Origin of the sequence: Modicisalibacter xianhensis, from assembly GCF_900113605.1 — a bacterium.
GTDB lineage: Bacteria > Pseudomonadota > Gammaproteobacteria > Pseudomonadales > Halomonadaceae > Modicisalibacter > Modicisalibacter xianhensis.
This window is the reverse complement of the sequence record NZ_FOPY01000015.1, coordinates 12,995-31,190: the sequence shown is the minus strand read 5'-3', so window position 1 is coordinate 31,190 and position 18,196 is coordinate 12,995. Positions and strand designations below refer to the sequence as shown.

The window sequence follows — 18,196 nt, the reverse complement described above, 5'->3', positions numbered from 1 at the left end:
ATGACGTTGCGGTCCTGTTCGACATGTCCATTGCATGGGAATGCTGTATCGGTGCCGACAGTGTGACCGCACAATCTTAAGATTTGCTTACTGTTCGCTGTAACGAAGCGTAGTCATTATTCCACGGTGGTCGGTGCCACGAACAGCGGTGCCGCTCCGGTGTCGCCCTGGCAGCCGCTGACTGCGCTGCCCGTTACCAGCCACCACTCGTCGCTGTTCTGCTGACCCATGTCATGCGCCTGGGCCATATCGACACAGCCGTAGTCCTCCAGGTGGCTCTCCTCGGCGAGCATCCAGCGTGTTGCCGGGGCCTGCTGCATCCAGCCAAAGGCGCGGCTGAACTGAGCGGGCAACGGCGTGTTGTCGCCGAAGTGCACGGTGGGCTGGCGCGACTGCAGCAGGAACTCCTCATCGAAGCTGGGCAGGGCCAGCCAGGCCTGGTCCCCGGTCAACTGGGCAACGCGGGTCATCATGTCGCGTGGCGAACGCACCGGGTCCTGCAGCAGATAGCCCCACGTCGACCACGAGGCCCAGAACGCGACCAGCCACAGGGCCAGGGCCGCTATACCCCGCCGCGGGCGCAGCCAGGCGAGCAGGCCGGCGGCAACCAGGCCGAGCAGCACCCACCAGGTCCATGGTTCGATACCGTAGCGTAGCGACAGTTCGGTGAGCGCCGGCAGGCCCAGCCAGCCGCTGAGTCCGGCCACCAAGAATACCCCGCCGAGGAAGACCAGAACGACTGTGGCCAGCCAGTTGGGCCCGCGCCGGGGCAAAAGGCCCGGCAGCAGCGGCGCCAGGGCCAGCACCAGCAGGGGGATCGTCGGCAGCATGTAGACGCCACGCTTGCCGGCGGACAGCGAGAAGAACAGCACGATCAATATCACGCCGCTCAATGGCAGCAGAATGCGGGCATCGCCCCGCTTGATGCGGCGCCACCAGGCGGGCACCGCCCAGGGCAGGCCCAGTACCAGCGGTAGCCACGCCCAGGGCAGCACTTCGAGGATGTAGTAGTACCACGGCTCGTGGTGGTGCCAGGCATTGGCGTAGCGCTCGCCGGTCTGCTTGAAGAGGATGTTGTCGCGGTAGGCTGCCAATGACGCGTCGTCACTGAACGTCGCGATTAGAATCATCGGTACGCCCCACAGGGCGATCACGCCGATCAATGCCGCAACCCCCTGGGCGAGATCCTTCCAGCCCAGGGGAGTCGCCTCGCCGCGCCGGGCCAGCCACAGCCAGGCGGGCAGCAGCAGCAATGGCAGAAAGCCGACACCCTTGGTGATGATGCCCAGCCCCATCGCCGCCCAGCCGATCAGCCACCAGCGACGTGCCGGCCCCAGCAAGGCATGGCGCAACAGGCCGTAGGCACCCAGCGTGGTGAAGAAGGTCAGTACCATGTCGATCTGGGCCGTCTTGGCCTGGAGCACGAACTGCAGCGTCGAGATCAGTGCCACGCCGCCGAGCAGGGCGATGCGCGGGCCATGCAGGCGCCGCGTCAGGTCGACGATCAGGGCCAGCACGCCCAGTGCCGCCAACACGGTGGGCAGTAAAAAACCCATGCGCACTGAGCCGGTCAAGGCGATGGCCAGCGCGGACAGCCACATGAACACGGGGGGTTTGTCGGGATAGAGCTCGCCGCCGCGATGCGGAAACCAGAACTGGCCGGTATCCAGCATTTCCAGGGCGTTCAGTGCAAAGCGAGGCTCGTCCGCCGGCCAGGGATCGCGCAGGCCGATGCCCAGCCCCAGCAATACCAGGGCAAACAGCATGAGCATCGTCCACAGCAGGCGGTAGTCGTGCTCTGGCGACGGCAGAAACGTGGGGCGCGTCGGGATTTTTCGGTCAGGCATCGCTTTCCTCGTCGTCGTTTGGCTGCTGGCGGCGCTCCTTGCGGATCAGGGTCAGGTTACGCATGTAGATGAGCAGCCCTGTCGCCTGCCCGACGATGAACACCGGGTCCTGGCGGTACAGGGCATAGGCGAGCAGCGTCGCCCCGCCACCCAGGCTGAAGAACCAGAAGGCGACTGGCATGACACTGCGCTTGGCGCGCTCGCTGGCCAGCCACTGCACGATGAACCGCGCCGAGAACAGTGCCTGGCCGAGAAAGCCGATGCCCACCCACAGCCACTCTGCACTCATCCTTTCTCCTTGGCATGCCCGGCAGTCGTCAGGTTGGGCGACGAATCCGTCGTTTGCTGGCTGACGAGTTCGGCGGGCAAACGGGAGCGGCGCCGTAGCCACATGACGCCGACCATGTCGATGAGTCCTGCCCACAGGCGATTGTTCAGCCCGTAGTGGGACTGGCCAGCCTGGCGTGCCCGATGATTGATAGGCACCGAGACGCAGCGCCCTCCCTGTGACTGGATCAGGGCAGGCAGGAAACGGTGCATGTGATCGAAATAGGGCAGGGTGACGAAGGCATCGCGCCGTATCACCTTGAGGCCGCAGCCGGTATCGGGCGTATCGTCCTTGAGCAGGGCCGAGCGGACCCCATTGGCGACGCGCGACGAGAGGCGCTTGAGCCAGTCGTCGCGGCGCGAGACGCGATGCCCGGCAACCAGGGCGACATCTTCGCGCAGCGCCTTGTCGAGCAGGCGGGGCAGGTCGGCGGGATCGTTCTGGCCGTCGCCATCCAGGGTTGCCAGCCATGTGCCTCGGGCCTGGTGCGCCGCCTGCCAGATGGACGTGCTCTGGCCGACCCCCCGGGTATGGTGAAACGGGCGCAGGCGGGCATCCTGCGCCGCGCGCTGGGTCAGCAGCGACCATGACGCATCGCTCGACCCGTCATCGACGACCAGGACCTCATGCTCGACATCAGCCAGGGCGGCGGCGATCTCGTCCAGTAGGTGGGGCAGGTTGTCTGCTTCGTCCTTGGCCGGAATGATCACCGACACGAGTGGCTGCTGCATGGAGTTCCGATTCCTTGTGCTCGTTATGATAAGGCCCGTCTAGGCAAGGCCTGCCCGCCTGGCGTCCGTAGTCGTGGCTGGCGAGACCGTATGATAATAGGTGCGGTACCAGGAAACGAAGCGCTCTACGCCTGTGGCGACATCGATGCGGGGCTGGAAGCCGGTAGCGGCGTACAAGGGCGCGGTATCCGCCCAGGTATGCTGGATGTCGCCGGGCTGCATGGGCTGGTAGTCGCGAATCGCCATCTTGCCGGTGGCCCGCTCGATGGCCTCGACGAACTCCATAAGGTTGACCGGCCGACCATAGCCGATGTTATAGAGGCGGTAGGGTGGGGCCGAGGGCGCCTCGCGGCTCGGCACGAGGGGCAGCAGGCGCACGATGCCCTCGACGATGTCGTCGATGTAGGTAAAGTCGCGCGACATGTCGCCCCGGTTGTAGAGTTCGACGGGGCGTCCCTCGAGAATGTTGCGCGTGAAGCGAAACAAGGCCATGTCGGGGCGTCCCCAGGGGCCGTAGACGGTAAAGAAGCGCAGACCGGTGGTGGGCAGGCCGTACAGGTGCGAATAGGAATGCGCCATCAGTTCGTTCGATTTCTTGGTGGCAGCGTACAGGCTGGCCGGCTGGTCGACATTGTCCTTGGTGGAAAAGGGAATCTTGTTGTTCAACCCGTAGACGGAGCTGGACGAGGCATAGATCAGGTGGCCGATCGCGTGGCGTCGACACGCTTCCAGCACGTTCATGTGCCCGATCAGGTTGGCTTGCCCGTAGACCTCCGGGTGGCTCAGCGAGTGGCGGACGCCGGCCTGGGCGGCCAGGTGAATGACGCAATCGAAATGCGATTCGTCGAGCAGGCGCTGCAGGCCCTCGGCATCGGTCAGGTCCAGCAGGCGAAACTGCACGTTGGCCAGATCATCCAGCTCGTTCAGCCGGGCCTGCTTGAGGGTGACGTCATAGTAGCTGTTGAGGTTGTCGATCCCGACGATGCTGTGATCGTCAGCCGCCAGGCGGCGTGCCAGGGCGTGGCCGATGAACCCGGCCATGCCCGTGATGAGGATGTGCATTCGCGACTCCAGATCCTGAGACGGCAAGCCTGCCTTGGCTTGCTTAACAGCAGCTTAAGAAGAGCGGCGGGTAAAATAAAGGGTACCAAGGGGGAGTATCTGCTGCCGGAGTGTTAAGCGAGGCGTAAGCCGATTCGACCAAACTGACGGTTCGATCATGAGGGCGAGGCATGCGAATACTGCTGGTGGAAGACGATCCGCTGCTGGGCGACGGCATCCGGACAGCACTGGAGCGTGAGAGTTACGCCGTGGAGTGGTTCGCGCATGGACGCGAGGCACTGGCAGCCATTGACAGTGACGAGGCTTTCTCGGCCATGATCCTCGACTTGGGCCTGCCGGACATGGATGGCATGCAGGTACTGGCTTGCATCCGCCAGCGCAGCTCGCTGCCGGTCCTGATCCTGACCGCCCGCGATGCCGTGGAGGAACGCATTCGCGGCCTGGATGCCGGGGCCGACGACTATGTGCTCAAGCCGTTCGACCTTCAGGAACTGCTGGCACGCCTGCGCGTCATCACCCGGCGCGCCGAGGGGCGGGCGACGCAGAGGCTGACACTGGGGGCGTTGAGCATCGACGAGGCTCAGCATTGCGTGACTTGGCAGGGACAGGAGGTCAGCCTGGCGCGACGGGAATACGCCTTGCTGCTGGAACTGGCGCGCCATCCCGACAAGGTGCTTTCGCGTCCGCGTCTGGAGAGCCTGTTGTATGGCTGGGGCGAGGAGGTGGAGTCCAACGCTCTGGAAGTGCACGTGCATCATCTGCGCAAGAAGCTGGCCAAGCCGCTGATCGTCACCGTGCGCGGCATCGGTTATCGCCTGGATAGCCAGGCGACATGACCTCGATCCGCCGCTACCTGGCGCGCACCCTGATGTGGGTGCTGGCGACCGCCACGCTGGTAGCGGTCACCGCCGCCTACCTGATCACCGATCATGAACTCGAGGAGATCCTCGATACCCAGTTGAGCCTGCATACCCGAATCGTCGCCGGGCAGATCGAGGCCGGCATGCCGCGCGAGGCCTACGCACGCCTCGCCCAGCGTCTGGACATTCCCGATCACCAGGCACAGTGGTACGAGGATGGCGACATCCAGCCCGAGTCCGGCGATCTGCCCGCCAGGCTGTATCACGAGGAAGAGCGCAAGCTGACGCTGGGTTTCTGGAATACCGACGGCACGCCGCGCCTGCTCGGGGCCGAATGGAACGACAGTGGTCCGTTTCCCGCCCCGCAAGAGGAGGGCTTTCGCTGGGAGGTCTATGACGAGCAGGAATGGCGGGTGTTCAGTCTGTACGATACGGCCAGCCGGACCTGGATCAGCATGGGACTGCGGCACGAGTTCCAGAGCGAGATTGCGGAGCGGGTCGCCCTGAACAACCTGATTCCGCTGCTGGTGCTGTTACCGCTGCTGTTGTGGCTGATGGGGCGTATTATCCGGCGCGGGCTGGCGCCGATCTCGGCGCTCTCCGGTCAGGTTCAGGGACGTGGCGCCCGGGACCTGCGACGTATCGAGACCAGGGTGCCCCGCGAGCTTAAGGGCTTGCGCGATTCGCTGAACGATTTCATTGCCCGGCTGGGCGAGACGCTGGAGCGTGAGCGGCGGTTCACCGCCGATGCCGCCCATGAGCTACGCACGCCGCTGGCCGCACTGCGCATTCACCTGGACAATGCCCGGGCGGGCGACGATGCGTCTCTCGCCAAGGCGCATGTCGGGGTGGAGCGCTTGCAGCGCGTCGTGGAGCAGTTGCTGGTCCTGGCCCGACTCGATCGCCCGGGCGAGCCCACGGCGCATACCGGGCCCATCGACATCTACCCCATCGTGGCCGAACTGCTGGCGGACTTCTGGCCGCTGGCGCATGCCCGAGGCCAGCATCTCGAAGTGCTCGGGCTGACCCGGCTCACGATACATGCCGATAGTGTGGAAATGAGCATTCTGCTGCGCAACCTGCTCGACAATGCGCTGCGCTATACCCCCGACGGTGGCTGCGTGGACGTCGAACTGAGCCGTCACCAGGGGCGACCGCAACTTATCATTCGCGATACCGGGCCGGGGATTCCCGACGCCTTGCTCGACAAGGTAACCGAGCGTTTCCGGCGTGCCTCGGACCAGCGCACCACCGGCAGTGGCCTGGGGTTGTCCATCGCCCTGGAACTGGCGCGGCGCCAGCACGCCTGGCTTTCCCTGACCAACCGTCAGCCGCATGGCCTGGAGGTTCGCCTGGTATGGGAGACGCCAGGCGTGCCGGGTAAGTGGCTAACAGTCGCTATCCCAGCGTTGCCAGCGACGGGAACAGGTCGACCATGATGCTGGACAGTCGGGTCATCGTTCCCGAAGCGATGGCGATGCCCATCAGTATCAAAATCGTACCGGCTACCGGGCGCGTATAGGCGCTCCAGCGGCCCAGTAAGCGCCGATGGCGCTGAAACAGGTTGAGGCACAGCGTGCTGCCCAGAAAGGGCAGTGCCAGCCCGGCGGAATACATGCCTAGGTAGACCATGCCGTCCTGGGCTCTGGCAACGTTCGACGTGGCCATCAGGATGGCGCCGAGTATCGGGCCGATGCATGGCGTCCAGCCGACGGCGAAGGAGACGCCAAAGACCGTGGCCGACCAGGGCGAACCGCCCTGCAGGCGAGGCGTGAATTGCAGGGTGCGCTGGAACACGGGAAGATTGAGCAGGCCGGTCATGAAGACGCCCAGCACAATCACGGCCGAACCGGTGATCCAGTTGAGCTCCTGTCGGTAACCCCGCAACAACTGGCTCAGGGAACTGGCGCCTAGCCCGAGGATCAGGAACACCAGCGTAAAGCCGACGACGAAACACAGGCTCAACAGCAGTGCCTCGAGCTTCCTGTCCGCCTTGCCGGCACTGCGGCCGGTCACCACGGACAGGTAACCGGGCAGCAGGGGTAGCGTGCAGGGAGAAAAGAAGGACACCAGCCCGCCCAGAAACGCACCAAGCAGGCCAATGGAAGACAGTGTATCCATCCGGTACCTTCCTGTTCCTTCCCGCCTACAGAGTCATGAAGCGTGACAACTCATTGTCGTCGAAGCCCATGATCTCGAATTCGCCTTGCTTGGGACCCGGCATGCCCGGAGAGCCAGCCGGCATGCCGGCCAAGGCGATACCGTCGATATCCGGTGTCTCTTCCAGCAGGCGTTCTATGGCGGCGAGCGGCACATGGCCTTCAACCACGTAATCGCCGATCAGCATGGTATGGCAGGCATACAGGCCATGGGGCACGTTGCCGGAAGCCTTGACCTGACCCAGGTCCTCGGCCTCGATAATCTTGATATCCATGCCCTTGGCTTTCATGTGGTCGGCATATTGCGAACAGCAGACGCAGGAAGGGTTCTTGTAGAGCGTGGCGCTGGTCTCGAGTGTGGCATCGGCATGGGCCGTTGTCATGGCCAGGCTCAGCAGGCCGGCGCCCATAATCGGAGTCAGACGGTGCATCATTGGCGTGTCCTCGTGCAGTGATAGCGACAGAATGACTGTCGTGGTCCGCTTCGATCTTAAAAGCTGTATGCTGCCCATAGGTCAACGCTGCGGGGTGGGGCATGTTGCCTCAGTGGCTGACGCCACGCCGTGGAGCGGCACTACGAGCAAAGCCAGGGAGTGAGACATGAATAACGAGCCGGTACACATCTTCGGCCCCCAGTTCAGTACCTTCGTGCGCAGCGTGCAGTTGTGCTGCGAGGAGAAGGGTATTCCCTACACGGTGGGGACGCGCATCGACGGTGAGCGCGTCGAGTTTCACGGGCCGGAGCACCAGGCGCTGCATCCTTTCGGCAAGGTGCCGGTGCTGTTGCATGGTGGGCGCAGGCTGATCGAGACACCGACGATCTGCCGATATCTGGACGACAACTTCCCCGGTGTCTCTCTGCAGGGCGACGACGCCTGGCAACGTGCCCAGGTCGATCAGTGGATGGCGGTACTCGCGCTTTACGTGGACGACGCCCTGATCCGCCGCTATCTGCTCGAGTTCGTGTTTCCCAAGGGCGAGGGCGGCAGCATCCGCCAGGACAAGGTCGAGGCAGCACAGCCCCAGGTCGAGAAGATGCTCGGCCTGCTCGAAGCGCAGCTTGGCGACCGGGAGTACCTGGTGCTGGACCGCTTCACCCTGGCCGATGCCATTGCCGCGCCTATGCTCGACTACCTGTTCAAGCATCCGCCGGCATCGGCCCTGGTTGCCGGTGCGCCCCGCCTGGCAGCCTATATCGAGCGGCTGCGTCAGCTACCGGCGTCAGCCACGGTGCTGGTCGACATTCAGGGCGCCTGACCCGCGTGATGACCGAACTCGACCGTCCCCTCGGCGAAGCGCGTTCCTACCCTGCGCAAGTGCTCACGGACCGGCATGCCTACCATCAGGTACTGGTGGGGCTTGAGGGCATCGTCGAACTGGAAACCGGGCGTGGTGGAGTGCATGTGGCGCCAGGCGTGCTGGCGCCCATCGCCGAAGGTGAGGTGCATCATTACCTGGCGGCCGGCGACAACCGCTGCCTGGTGCTCAACCTGCCGGTGGCCTGGTGTGAAACGCTGGGACTGGACGCGTTGGCTGAATGCCGGGCCTACCGCCTGTCGCCCACGCTGCAAGAGCGTGCTCATGACCTGGCGACGGGCGAAGCCCCGTTGCTGGCGCAATGGCTGACGGCGGCCATTGCGAGTGGCGGGCGTCAGGTCTCCATGCCGCGGTTACGCCTGATGCGCCTGCTGCCGGAGGTGCTGGCGACCCTGGAGCGGCCCTGGCGGGTCGGCGAGATGGCGGCGCGCTGCCATCTCGCCGAGGCCGCCTTCGCGCGCCAGTTTCATGCCCTGGTCGGGCAGCCTCCGCATGCGTGGCTCACCGAACAGCGCCTGAGCCTGGCCTGCCGCCTGATGCACGAGCCGCAGGCCTCACTGACCGAGATTGCCGTGGCCTGTGGCTTCGCCGATGCCGCGCATTTCTCGCGGACCTTTCGCGCCCGGCGCGGCCTGTCACCCCGGCAATGGCGACAGGATCACGCCAGCCCGACCAAGATCAACAATCCGTGCAAGTAGGGTGGTATCAGTAGCGGGGCTGCCAGGGTGGTCAACAGCACGGCGATGGCGCCCTTCTCGGGGCGGATATTGAGTTCCATGGCCACCACCACCACGTTGGCGGCCATCGGCACCACGCCGAGCAGCAGCACCACCAGGGCAAGCTGCTCATCGATACCCACGCTGGCCTGCAGTGCCAGTACCGCGACCAGGCTCACCAGCGGCCACAGCACGAAGCGCGCCGCGATGCAGGCGGCGATGAAGCGCCCGTCCACTTCGCTCATGCTCACCCGGCCGAGCGTCATGCCGATGATCATCATGCCCAGTACCGTGTAGCAGTACTTGAAGTAATCGAGCCCCTCCATCACCGCGCCCGGCACCGGCAGGTCGATGGCGCTCACCAGCAGTGCCGCGGCAAAGGCGTAGATCAACGGCAGGCGAACGATCCGCTGCAGGCTTTCACGCACCGAGAATTGGCCACGCGCACTGATATAGAAGCCAATGGTGAATTCGAACAGCGTGATACCCAGCAGGCAGAACAGGTACTGGGTCACGCCTTCGGGGGGCAGCAACACCATGGCGATGGGCAGGCCGAAATAACCGGTATTGCCGGTGCCCGACGAGAAGGCCAGCAGGGCGGTTTCCTGCGGGGCGAAGAACCGGCGCGCCAGGCGGCTGACCACCAGGCAAAGGCTGCTGGCCAGCACGAACATCGCCGCGGTGAGCCCCAGGTCGGCCAGTGTGGGGCCGCCCAGCGTCAGGCCGCGAAAGAAGGTCAGCGGGGCGATGATATAGATCAGCAGGGTGGCGATGGGCCGGGGATCGACGGCCAGGCGTCGGGCACAAAGCCAGCCCAGCCCGACGAAGGCCAGCAGCATCCATAACGGTTGAGTCAGGTCGACGTCAGGCATATTCGCGATGGCTCATGAGGATAACGTCGTCATCATGCCGTCTCGACCACCGGAATGACAGCGGGGACGCCGCGAGAGCGGAGCCAGAGTGTCAAGCGGTCAGGATTCGACAAGTTACGCCCCGTGAGGTGCGGCATACTCGCCGCATTTGTGCAGGGAGCCTGTCATGGCGAACACATCCGTTCAGCGCGCCACGGCGGTTGGTGCGACGACCATCCTCAACTGGGCGCTGTTGGCGGCACTGACCCAACTCGCCGGGCCGGTACCCCCGTTCTTGCTCACGGCGTTGGCCTTTGCCATCGCCTTTGCCTGCTTCGCCGTGTGGCTGGGCATACGCGGCGAGTCGCTGCTCGCCCCGCTCCATCAGCCGCCGCGCGTCTGGCTGATGGGCGTGGCGGGCCTGTTCGGCTATCACGCGCTCTACTTCGTCGCCCAGCAGAACGCGCCACCCGCCAATGCGGGACTGATCAGTTACCTGTGGCCGCTGCTGATCGTGATTTTCGTCGCCCTGCTGCCGGGCGAGCGGCTGCGTGCCATCCATGTCATCGGGGGGCTGCTCGGTTTTGCCGGGGCGGCACTGCTGGTGGGTGGCGATGCCAGCCGCGGCGGCAGCGCGCTGGGGTATGGGGCCGCCTTTGCCTGTGCCTTCGTGTGGAGTGGCTACTCGGTGCTCTCGCGCGCGGCCAAGGGCGTGCCTACCGCCGCGGTCGGCGGCTTCTGCCTGGCCACGGCCGTACTGGCGCTGATCTGCCATCTTCTGTTCGAGCCGACCCGGCTACCCCAGGGCATCGGCTGGCTGGGCGTGATCGGTCTGGGGCTGGGCCCGGTGGGTAGCGCCTTCTTCACCTGGGATGTGGGTGTCAAGCATGGCGACCTGCGCCTGCTCGGGCTGCTCGCCTACTTCACGCCGCTGCTCTCGACCCTGGTGCTGATTGCCACCGGCTATGCCGAACCCACCCCGCTGCTGGCGCTGGCTGCACTGCTCATCACGGCCGGCATGCTGGTGGGTAGCGGCCGGCTGTCGCGCAGCGCTTGACCCTGAAGTGGCTATAGGCAATACAAGAAGAGGCAGATTGTCCATAGGAGACCGGTATGCCTCGACCGGAGACGCACGCTCACGCGCATGACCACCCGCACGGCCATGACCACGATCATGACCATGCGCACGTTCCCCAGGTGAACGCCGACAGCGAAAAGCGGGTGCGCTGGGCCATGCTGTTGACCGGCGGGTTTATGCTGGCCGAGGTGGTTGGTGGCTGGCTATCGGGGTCGCTGGCGCTGCTCGCCGATGCTGGACACATGCTCAGCGACAGCGCCTCGCTGGCCCTGGCCTGGTTCGCCTTTCGTCTCGGCACCAAGGCCCCCGACAAGCACCGCACCTACGGCTATCAGCGTTTCCAGGTACTGGCGGCCTTCGTCAATGGTCTGACCCTGCTGGCCATAGGCGTGGGCATCGTGATTGCCGCTGTCCAGCGGCTGTATTCACCGGTCGATGTCATGGCCACTCCGATGCTGGTCATTGCCGTGCTGGGGCTAATGGTCAACCTGGTAGTGTTCGCCATTCTTCACCGCGGCGACCAGGGCAATCTCAACCTGCATGGCGCCTTGCTGCATGTGCTGGGCGACCTGCTCGGCTCAGTCGCGGCCATTGTTGCCTCGCTGATCATCATGACGACCGGCTGGAACGCTGCCGACCCGATCCTGTCGGTTCTTGCTGCCGTGCTGATCCTGCGTGGCGCCTGGAAGATCCTGCGGCGTTCGGGACATACCCTGCTCGAGGGCACGCCCGAAGGCATCGAGGCCCACGAGATTCGTAGTGAACTGGAGGCCCTGGAGGGCGTCGAGAGCCTGCACGACCTGCATATCTGGGGGCTGACGCCCCAGGACCCGCTACTCAGCTTGCATCTGGTGGTACATGACGATGTCGATCACGAGCATGTGCTGCGCCGTGCCTCGGCACTGTTGCGCGAGCGTTTCGGTATCAGCCACGCGACGCTGCAGGTGGAAAGCGAGTCCTGCCTGACCGGCGGCTGCTGTGAAACGTCGGCGTCGCGTTCATGAGTAAAATCGAAGATCAGGCGCGAAACTTTCATTGGTCCGGGGGTGTGACGGCGGGGCACAATGGCAGCCTGTAGACAACCAAGCCACCAAGAGGGCCGACACCGATGAGCGCACAAGAGCATCCGCTGGGCATCAGCTTCGAATTCTTTCCGCCGAATACCGACGCCGGCCGGGAAAAGCTGCTGCATACCCGGGATGCCTTGGCCGAGCGCAACCCGCGCTTTTTCTCGGTGACCTACGGGGCCGGTGGCTCGACCCAGGCACGGACCATCCATACCGTGAATTCGGTGCGTGAATGCGGCATCAACACCGCGCCGCACCTGTCGTGCATCGGTAGCGAAAAGACGCAGTTGCGCGACCTGCTGAACCAGTACCGTGACAATGGCATCAACAGCCTGGTGGCGCTGCGTGGTGACCTGCCGTCCGGCATGGGCGGTATCGGTGAGCTGCGTTACGCCAACGAGCTGGTCGAGTTCATTCGCGCCGAGACCGGAGATCATTTCGAGATTGCCGTGGCGGCCTATCCCGAGGCGCACCCCCAGGCGCCGAGCTTCGAGCATGACCTGCAGAACTTCGTGCGCAAGGTGCAGGCAGGCGCCAATCTGGCCATCACCCAGTACTTCTTCAGCGCCGACGCGTATTTCCATTTCGTCGAGCGTGCGCAGGCCCTGGGTGTCGAGGCGCCCATCGTCCCGGGCATCATGCCGATCACCAACTACACCAAGCTGGCGCGTTTCTCGGATGCCTGCGGTGCCGATATCCCGCGCTGGATTCGCAAGCAGCTCGAGGCCTATGGTGATGACAGCGAGAGCATCCAGGCCTTCGGCGAAGAGGTCGTGTCCAACCTGTGCCAGCGTCTGCTCGAGGGCGGGGCGCCGGGCCTGCATTTCTATACCCTGAACCAAGCAGCGCCGACGCTGAAGGTGCTCGATAACCTCAAGTAACCGAGTGGCAACGAAACAGCCCGGCCAAGGCTTGGCGGCCTGTGGGGCGGTTGGCTAGCCTGAAGGTGTACGTCTCACCACGGACAGGAGAACGACATGGCACGTTTTGGCAGGCTTGCGCTGGGGCTGGGTATTTCCTTGTTGGCAGGTGCCGCCCACGCTGCGCAGGACATCGAGATCCACCAAGTCAGCGCCGACGGGGTCGGTGACAGCATCGGCACGGTAACCGTCGAGGATAGCGAACATGGCCTGCTGCTGACGCCGGATCTCTCCGGCTTGTCACCCGGCATGCATGGCTTTCACGTTCACCAGAACCCGAGCTGCGAACCGGCCGAGAAGGATGGCGAAATGACGGCGGCCTTGTCGGCTGGCGGCCATTTCAATCCAAACGACGGCGAACACCACGGGCCCTATCAGGAAGGACACCTTGGCGATTTGCCGGTTCTCATGGTCGATCAGGACGGCAACGCCACGACGCCGGTATTGGCACCACGCCTGGAAATGGCTGACTTGCAAGGCCATGCATTGATGGTTCACCAAGGCGGTGATACCTACGCGCCCGAGCCTGAACTGGGCGGTGGCGGTGCGCGTGTCGCCTGCGGTGTGATCGAACAGTAGTCTCGTTACTTGCCATCACGGCCACAACGCAAAGTCCCACGCCAAGGCGTGGGACTTTTTTGCGCTGCAGATTGTCTGCGAGGCCGAGCGGGGCTTACTTGGTCGCCGCTTCGTACAGCTCGTTGACGTAATCCCAGTTCACGACCTTCCACCAGTTGTCCAGGTACTCGGGACGACGGTTCTGGTAGCTGATGTAGTAGGCGTGTTCCCACACGTCGCAGCCCAGGATTGGCGTGCCCTGGACGCTTGCGACGTCCATCAGCGGGTTGTCCTGGTTGGCGGTGGAGGTGATTTCCAACTCGCCACCCGGCTTGACCACCAGCCAGGCCCAGCCTGAACCGAACTGGCCGATACCTGCCTTGGTGAAGGCATCCTTGAACTCGTCGACGGAACCGAACTTCGCCTTGATGGCATCCACGGCAGGGCCGGAAGGCTCCTTGGCGTTCGGCGTCATGCAGTTCCAGTAGAGGGTGTGGTTCCACAGGCCGCCGCCGTTGTTGCGCACCACCGCCGGCTGCTGGGAGATGCTGGCGAAGATCTCTTCCAGCGACTTGTTCTCCATGTCGGTACCGGAGATGGCATCGACGAACTTGTCATAGTAGGTCTTGTGATGCTTGGTGTGGTGAAGGCGCATGGTGGTTTCGTCGATGACCGGCTCCAGCGCATCGTAAGCGTACGGCAGGTCGGGAAACTCGTGTTTCATGGTGACTCCTCCTGTGTCATTTCGGTTGGTCGCAATGCGCCGATCCTGATCGACGTTTGCCTTCTTGCAGGAATGATTGTTGGGGTTAGCGCGCACTTTTTCAAACCCGAATGTAACTTGTTGGCGCTAATGGATGACCGGGCGTCGGAATACAAACGCCGGCCTGGGGCCGGCGTTGCGGTTTGTCGAGAACGAGGCTGTCTAGGCGGCGCTTTTCTCGTGCCTGTCGGCCGGCTGGCGGCGCTGCATCAGGTAGAGCAGGACGCCGATCACCAACCCGAGCACGTCGGTGTAAATGCCCCCGTAGATCATGCACACGGCCCCGACGAGCAGGACCAGGCGCACCCAGGCCTTCACCGGACCGAAGTACCAGGCCTGTACGGCGGCGGCCAGCATCACGATGCCGATGGTCGCCGTGATGCCCACGCGAGCGATCTGCAGTGCACTGCCTTCCATCAGCATGGCGGGACTGTAGAAGAACATGAAAGGCACGATGAAGGCGGCCAGGCCGATCTTGAACGAGGTCACCGATGTCTGCATGGCGTTGGCACCGGAAATCCCGGCCGCCGCGTACGAGGCCAGGGCCACCGGGGGCGTGATCGCCGACACCACCGCGAAGTAGAACACGAAGAAGTGGGCCACCAGCGGCTCGATGCCGATACCGATCAGCCCCGGTGCGACGACCGAAGCGGCCACGGCATAAGCGGCCGTGGTGGGCATGCCCATCCCCAGCAGGATGCTGATACACATGGCGAAGAACAGAGCCAGCAATTGGCTGAAGCCGGCCAGGCCCAGCAACAGCGAGGAGAAGCGGGCCCCGACGCCGGTCAGCGAGATAACGCCGACGATGATGCCGGCACAGGCGCAGACCGCAATGATCTGGATCGACATGGTGCCGGCCAGTTCGAGCGCCTTGAGTATCGAGCGCAGCCCCATCTTGTGCGGGGAAATCCAGCTGACCACGGCCGCCGAGGCGGTCGCCAGGGTGCCGGCGCGTATCACCGAGTAGCCCATGAACAGTGCAGCAACCAGAATGATGATCGGCGCGAACAGGTAGACCTGCTTGACCAGGCGCGAGAAGCGCGGGATCTCGTCGCTGCGCATGCCGCGCATGCCCTTGTAGGCCGCCTCGAAGTCGACCATGAAGTAGACCGAGGCAAAGTAGAGGATGGCCGGTATCAGGGCAGCGATGGCGATTTCGGTATAGGGGATGCCGGTGATCTCGGCCATGATGAAGGCACCGGCGCCCATGATGGGAGGCATGATCTGCCCGCCGGTGGAAGCCGCCGCTTCGATGGCGCCGGCGCTACGACTCGGGTAGCCGACCTTCTTCATCAGCGGAATGGTCAGCGAGCCGGTGGAGACGACGTTGCCGGCACTGGTGCCGTTGATCATGCCCATCAGGCCCGACGCAAAGATGGCCACCTTGGCAGGGCCGCCACGTGCACGACCGGCAGCGGCAAAGGCGAAATTGACGAAATAGTCGCCGACCTTGGACGCCTGTAGGAAAGCGGCAAAGATGATGAAAAGGATGATGTAGGTCGACGAGACGGCTGTGGTCGGCCCGAGAATGCCGGCATCGGTATAGACTTGGCTGAAGAAGCGCCCCACCGAAAGCCCAGGGTAACCGAGAAAGCCGGGCAGGTACGGGCCGGCAAAGACATAGGCCAGGAACACCAGAGAAATGACGACCAGCGCCAGGCCCGCCACGCGGCGCGTCAGTTCCAGAATCAGCAGGCTACCGGCAATGGCGGCGTAGGAGATGCCCATCGGGGCGAAGGAGGTGCCGGTCGACATGCGCAGCGGGCTGTTATAGACAACCAGAAAATAGCCGGCGCTGGCCAGGGCGCAGACCATCAGCACCAGGTCAGCGATGTTCATGCGTCCGCGAGTCTGTCGATAGATCCATGACAGCATGATGCCCGCGGCAGACGCCGCAATCAGCGGCAGGCCGAAGTGCCAGGCTTCGGTGGCGGGATCAATGCGCATGGCGCCGTTCTGGAACGCCTGCCAGAACATGCCCACCTGAAACAGGGCGTAGAACGCTGGAAGCAGCAGTACATAGCCCAGCCACGTCATCCAGCGCCGGGGCTGTGCGCCATCGTGTGACTCGAGGAACTGGGCGCCGGTATAGAACCCATAGCCGAGAATCAAGGCACCGCAGATGTGCACGATGCGAAACGACCAGGTCTCCAGTGGGTAGACATTGAGCGAGAACAGGTGAAAGCCGGAGTAGATGACCGCCAGCGCGGCGAACAGCCACCATTGCCAACCCGTGAACAAGCGGCGGTTGGCCTCGATGACTTCATCATCGACCCCTTGCGCCAAGGGGGGCGCCTCGGCCACGGCAGGGGGACGATCCGTGGAGTGATGATCGGGTGTGTGACTCATGGAGCGTTACCTGGAGAGAGTGGTGAACCCACAGGGGCCGGTACGCGAGTACCCGGTACCGGCCCGCTCAGGACTGCCGGTAATTACTTGATCAGGGATTCGTCGATCTCGTAGCCATTCTCCTCGTACCAGCGAGCGGCACCCGGATGGAAGGGAATCACCTGGTTCTTGTCGACGTTTTCGGGCACGGTGGTGGCGGCGCTGCGGTGGACTTCACGCATCTTGTCGTTGTTTTCCAGCGTCAGACGAGTGACTTCATAGACGAAGTCTTCCGGCAGGTCGCAACTGGCGATGGCGAAGTTCCACATGGAGACCGCACGTGCGTCGTCCTCGAGTGTCTGGTAGGTATCGGCGGGGATGCTGAAGGCCGAGACGGGGAAGGCGTCGATGGTCTGCTGCTGCTCTTCCTCGGTGAACTCGATGATGTTGACGTCGGTCTGCACCTCGAGCTGGCTGACTGCCGGGATCGGGATGCCTGCCGCAAAGGCGATGACATCGATCAGGCCGTCCTGAAGCTGCCCGCCGAGATCGCTCCAGCCGCCGTTGCGACGCTCGAAATCGACGCCCAGCTCCTCGAGGATGGCCGGGAAGTAGGTGTCCGAGGTCGAGCCGGCCGGGCCGAAGCCGATGCTGGCGCCGTCGGGGATATCGGAAATCGAGGTGATGCCCGAATCGCTCAGTGCAGTGATCGAGAACGGTGTCTCGTACATCGGGAACAGGGCGCACACGTTATCCATGACCATGCCGGGCGCCAGCGGGCTTTCGCCGTTCAGGGCGTCGCGTGCCGGACCCATGGTGGTCAGGCCGAAGGCGATGTCGCCACTGTGCACGAGCGCCAGGTTCTGGGTCGGCCCACCGGTCACCTCACCGCCCCCGGAGATACCCAGCTCGTCGGCGATCATGTTGGCCCACCCGGAGCCATAGACGAAATAGGTGCCGCCCTGACTGGCGGTGCCTACGGTGAAGCTTTCGGGCCACTCGGAGCGGTCGGCACTGGCGGCGGTGGACAGCACCAGGCCGCCGAGACAGGCACCGGTCGCCAGCAGGGTGGCAGTACGTGACTTGGGAAAGCGAATGTTGGCTGACATGCGATTACCTCTTGGGTCGTTATCGTTGGTGAGTGGAGGTTGGTCATGACACCATCGCAATCGGCATTCCCGTTTAATAAAAAATTTTTAATATCAAGCATTTGCTGTCTTGTGGTTGCGACTTAAGTCGAATCCGTTCGGTGGGATAGTGGCTGGATACCCGCACAATGCACGGCGGCGGGCGTGCGGAAATCCACACAAAAATGCCCCGCTGAGCGGGGCATGGCAGGTAGCCTTGTCGATGGACGCAAAGCTATTTCTTGGGGTCGAGGATGCGCACGGTCTGTACCTCGTTTTCGCGCTGCGACTCGCGAGGCTGGTTGACTCGGGTGGACAACTCGGACGCTGCCTGCTCCTCGATCGGTAACTGCTCGAAGAAATCACAGGCCACGCAATCACGGTAGCGAACCCCGTTCTGTTCCCAGGTACGCAGTCTGTCCATGGCGGCGCAGCGTGGGCATACGGCGCCGGCAATGAAGCGTTTAGGTGTCGACATCGA

General features: G+C 63.8%; 19 protein-coding genes. 8 read left to right on the top strand and 11 right to left on the bottom strand.

Annotated elements, in window-relative coordinates; all coding sequences use genetic code 11:
- Positions 1 to 116 precede the first annotated feature (116 nt).
- Genes BM194_RS16550 through BM194_RS16535 form a run of 4 tightly spaced genes read right to left on the bottom strand, consistent with a single transcriptional unit; the run spans position 117 to position 3,968 of the window.
- Entirely contained in the window at positions 117 to 1,847 is a 1,731-nt protein-coding gene (locus BM194_RS16550; protein ID WP_092849037.1) for an ArnT family glycosyltransferase, read from the bottom strand.
- On the bottom strand, positions 1,840 to 2,136 hold the full coding sequence (locus BM194_RS16545) for a lipid-A-disaccharide synthase N-terminal domain-containing protein (RefSeq protein ID WP_092849035.1): 297 nt from the start codon (positions 2,134 to 2,136) through the stop codon (positions 1,840 to 1,842). Before BM194_RS16545 ends, BM194_RS16550 begins: the two co-directional genes overlap by 8 nt.
- A complete protein-coding gene (locus tag BM194_RS16540; RefSeq protein WP_092849032.1) occupies positions 2,133 to 2,906 on the bottom strand; it encodes a glycosyltransferase family 2 protein in 774 nt (257 codons plus the stop codon). Before BM194_RS16540 ends, BM194_RS16545 begins: the two co-directional genes overlap by 4 nt.
- A 39-nt stretch (positions 2,907 to 2,945) precedes the next feature.
- Positions 2,946 to 3,968 carry an NAD-dependent epimerase/dehydratase family protein gene (locus BM194_RS16535; RefSeq protein WP_092849030.1) on the bottom strand — a complete coding sequence of 341 codons (1,023 nt, stop codon included), beginning with the start codon at positions 3,966 to 3,968 and terminating at the stop codon, positions 2,946 to 2,948.
- Positions 3,969 to 4,138: 170 nt separating this feature from the next.
- On the opposite strand from BM194_RS16535, the gene BM194_RS16530 reads away from it, so the two are divergent.
- Entirely contained in the window at positions 4,139 to 4,804 is a 666-nt protein-coding gene (locus BM194_RS16530) for a response regulator (protein WP_092849028.1), read from the top strand.
- Positions 4,801 to 6,267: an ATP-binding protein gene (locus BM194_RS16525; RefSeq protein ID WP_092849025.1), complete on the top strand. Its 1,467-nt coding sequence runs from the start codon at positions 4,801 to 4,803 to the stop codon at positions 6,265 to 6,267. Before BM194_RS16530 ends, BM194_RS16525 begins: the two co-directional genes overlap by 4 nt.
- Here the strand turns inward: BM194_RS16525 and BM194_RS16520 are convergent.
- Both BM194_RS16520 and BM194_RS16515 read right to left on the bottom strand, forming a co-directional pair.
- Entirely contained in the window at positions 6,227 to 6,949 is a 723-nt protein-coding gene (locus BM194_RS16520; RefSeq protein WP_092849020.1) for a cytochrome c biogenesis CcdA family protein, read from the bottom strand. The genes BM194_RS16525 and BM194_RS16520 overlap by 41 nt on opposite strands.
- A gap of 25 nt (positions 6,950 to 6,974) precedes the next feature.
- Positions 6,975 to 7,421 carry a DUF411 domain-containing protein gene (locus BM194_RS16515; RefSeq protein WP_092849017.1) on the bottom strand — a complete coding sequence of 149 codons (447 nt, stop codon included), beginning with the start codon at positions 7,419 to 7,421 and terminating at the stop codon, positions 6,975 to 6,977.
- 166 nt (positions 7,422 to 7,587) lie between these two features.
- On the opposite strand from BM194_RS16515, the gene BM194_RS16510 reads away from it, so the two are divergent.
- Entirely contained in the window at positions 7,588 to 8,244 is a 657-nt protein-coding gene (locus BM194_RS16510; protein ID WP_092849015.1) for a glutathione S-transferase family protein, read from the top strand.
- A gap of 8 nt (positions 8,245 to 8,252) precedes the next feature.
- The gene (locus BM194_RS16505) at positions 8,253 to 9,002 is read left to right on the top strand and encodes an AraC family transcriptional regulator (RefSeq protein ID WP_092849013.1); all 750 of its coding nucleotides are present in this window, start codon (positions 8,253 to 8,255) and stop codon (positions 9,000 to 9,002) included.
- Here the strand turns inward: BM194_RS16505 and BM194_RS16500 are convergent.
- Positions 8,963 to 9,892 carry an AEC family transporter gene (locus BM194_RS16500; protein WP_092849011.1) on the bottom strand — a complete coding sequence of 310 codons (930 nt, stop codon included), beginning with the start codon at positions 9,890 to 9,892 and terminating at the stop codon, positions 8,963 to 8,965. The genes BM194_RS16505 and BM194_RS16500 overlap by 40 nt on opposite strands.
- 166 nt (positions 9,893 to 10,058) lie before the next feature.
- Here BM194_RS16500 and yddG point away from each other — a divergent pair, with 166 nt between their 5' ends.
- From yddG to sodC, 4 genes are all read left to right on the top strand, one after another.
- Positions 10,059 to 10,928, top strand: a complete 870-nt coding sequence (yddG, locus tag BM194_RS16495; protein WP_092849008.1) for an aromatic amino acid exporter YddG — start codon at positions 10,059 to 10,061, stop codon at positions 10,926 to 10,928.
- 56 nt (positions 10,929 to 10,984) lie between these two features.
- A complete protein-coding gene (locus tag BM194_RS16490; RefSeq protein ID WP_092849006.1) occupies positions 10,985 to 11,953 on the top strand; it encodes a cation diffusion facilitator family transporter in 969 nt (322 codons plus the stop codon).
- Between the two features lie 104 nt (positions 11,954 to 12,057).
- A complete protein-coding gene (gene metF / locus BM194_RS16485; protein ID WP_092849004.1) occupies positions 12,058 to 12,897 on the top strand; it encodes a methylenetetrahydrofolate reductase [NAD(P)H] in 840 nt (279 codons plus the stop codon).
- A 96-nt stretch (positions 12,898 to 12,993) separates the two neighbouring features.
- Positions 12,994 to 13,515, top strand: coding sequence for a superoxide dismutase family protein (gene sodC / locus BM194_RS16480; RefSeq protein ID WP_092849001.1), 522 nt, complete (start codon positions 12,994 to 12,996; stop codon positions 13,513 to 13,515).
- Between the two features lie 94 nt (positions 13,516 to 13,609).
- Here sodC and BM194_RS16475 read toward each other — a convergent pair whose 3' ends face one another.
- The 4 genes from BM194_RS16475 to BM194_RS16460 form a co-directional block, all read right to left on the bottom strand.
- Entirely contained in the window at positions 13,610 to 14,218 is a 609-nt protein-coding gene (locus BM194_RS16475) for a superoxide dismutase (RefSeq protein WP_092848999.1), read from the bottom strand.
- Between the two features lie 201 nt (positions 14,219 to 14,419).
- The gene (locus tag BM194_RS16470) at positions 14,420 to 16,609 is read right to left on the bottom strand and encodes a TRAP transporter permease (RefSeq protein WP_092848997.1); all 2,190 of its coding nucleotides are present in this window, start codon (positions 16,607 to 16,609) and stop codon (positions 14,420 to 14,422) included.
- A gap of 83 nt (positions 16,610 to 16,692) precedes the next feature.
- Positions 16,693 to 17,697, bottom strand: a complete 1,005-nt coding sequence (locus BM194_RS16465; RefSeq protein ID WP_092848995.1) for a TAXI family TRAP transporter solute-binding subunit — start codon at positions 17,695 to 17,697, stop codon at positions 16,693 to 16,695.
- Positions 17,698 to 17,950: 253 nt separating this feature from the next.
- Positions 17,951 to 18,193, bottom strand: coding sequence for a YheV family putative zinc ribbon protein (locus tag BM194_RS16460; RefSeq protein WP_092848992.1), 243 nt, complete (start codon positions 18,191 to 18,193; stop codon positions 17,951 to 17,953).
- Positions 18,194 to 18,196: the final 3 nt, after the last annotated feature.

Coding starts and splice junctions, on each gene's coding strand:
- BM194_RS16470 (WP_092848997.1), bottom strand. CDS start 16,609: ATGAGTCACACACCCGATCATCACTCCACGGATCGTCCCCCTGCCGTG.
- BM194_RS16515 (WP_092849017.1), bottom strand. CDS start 7,421: ATGATGCACCGTCTGACTCCGATTATGGGCGCCGGCCTGCTGAGCCTG.
- yddG (WP_092849008.1), top strand. CDS start 10,059: ATGGCGAACACATCCGTTCAGCGCGCCACGGCGGTTGGTGCGACGACC.
- BM194_RS16475 (WP_092848999.1), bottom strand. CDS start 14,218: ATGAAACACGAGTTTCCCGACCTGCCGTACGCTTACGATGCGCTGGAG.
- BM194_RS16540 (WP_092849032.1), bottom strand. CDS start 2,906: ATGCAGCAGCCACTCGTGTCGGTGATCATTCCGGCCAAGGACGAAGCA.
- BM194_RS16465 (WP_092848995.1), bottom strand. CDS start 17,697: ATGTCAGCCAACATTCGCTTTCCCAAGTCACGTACTGCCACCCTGCTG.
- BM194_RS16550 (WP_092849037.1), bottom strand. CDS start 1,847: ATGCCTGACCGAAAAATCCCGACGCGCCCCACGTTTCTGCCGTCGCCA.
- BM194_RS16545 (WP_092849035.1), bottom strand. CDS start 2,136: ATGAGTGCAGAGTGGCTGTGGGTGGGCATCGGCTTTCTCGGCCAGGCA.
- metF (WP_092849004.1), top strand. CDS start 12,058: ATGAGCGCACAAGAGCATCCGCTGGGCATCAGCTTCGAATTCTTTCCG.
- BM194_RS16520 (WP_092849020.1), bottom strand. CDS start 6,949: ATGGATACACTGTCTTCCATTGGCCTGCTTGGTGCGTTTCTGGGCGGG.
- BM194_RS16505 (WP_092849013.1), top strand. CDS start 8,253: ATGACCGAACTCGACCGTCCCCTCGGCGAAGCGCGTTCCTACCCTGCG.
- BM194_RS16500 (WP_092849011.1), bottom strand. CDS start 9,892: ATGCCTGACGTCGACCTGACTCAACCGTTATGGATGCTGCTGGCCTTC.
- BM194_RS16525 (WP_092849025.1), top strand. CDS start 4,801: ATGACCTCGATCCGCCGCTACCTGGCGCGCACCCTGATGTGGGTGCTG.
- BM194_RS16490 (WP_092849006.1), top strand. CDS start 10,985: ATGCCTCGACCGGAGACGCACGCTCACGCGCATGACCACCCGCACGGC.
- BM194_RS16530 (WP_092849028.1), top strand. CDS start 4,139: ATGCGAATACTGCTGGTGGAAGACGATCCGCTGCTGGGCGACGGCATC.
- BM194_RS16535 (WP_092849030.1), bottom strand. CDS start 3,968: ATGCACATCCTCATCACGGGCATGGCCGGGTTCATCGGCCACGCCCTG.
- BM194_RS16510 (WP_092849015.1), top strand. CDS start 7,588: ATGAATAACGAGCCGGTACACATCTTCGGCCCCCAGTTCAGTACCTTC.
- BM194_RS16460 (WP_092848992.1), bottom strand. CDS start 18,193: ATGTCGACACCTAAACGCTTCATTGCCGGCGCCGTATGCCCACGCTGC.
- sodC (WP_092849001.1), top strand. CDS start 12,994: ATGGCACGTTTTGGCAGGCTTGCGCTGGGGCTGGGTATTTCCTTGTTG.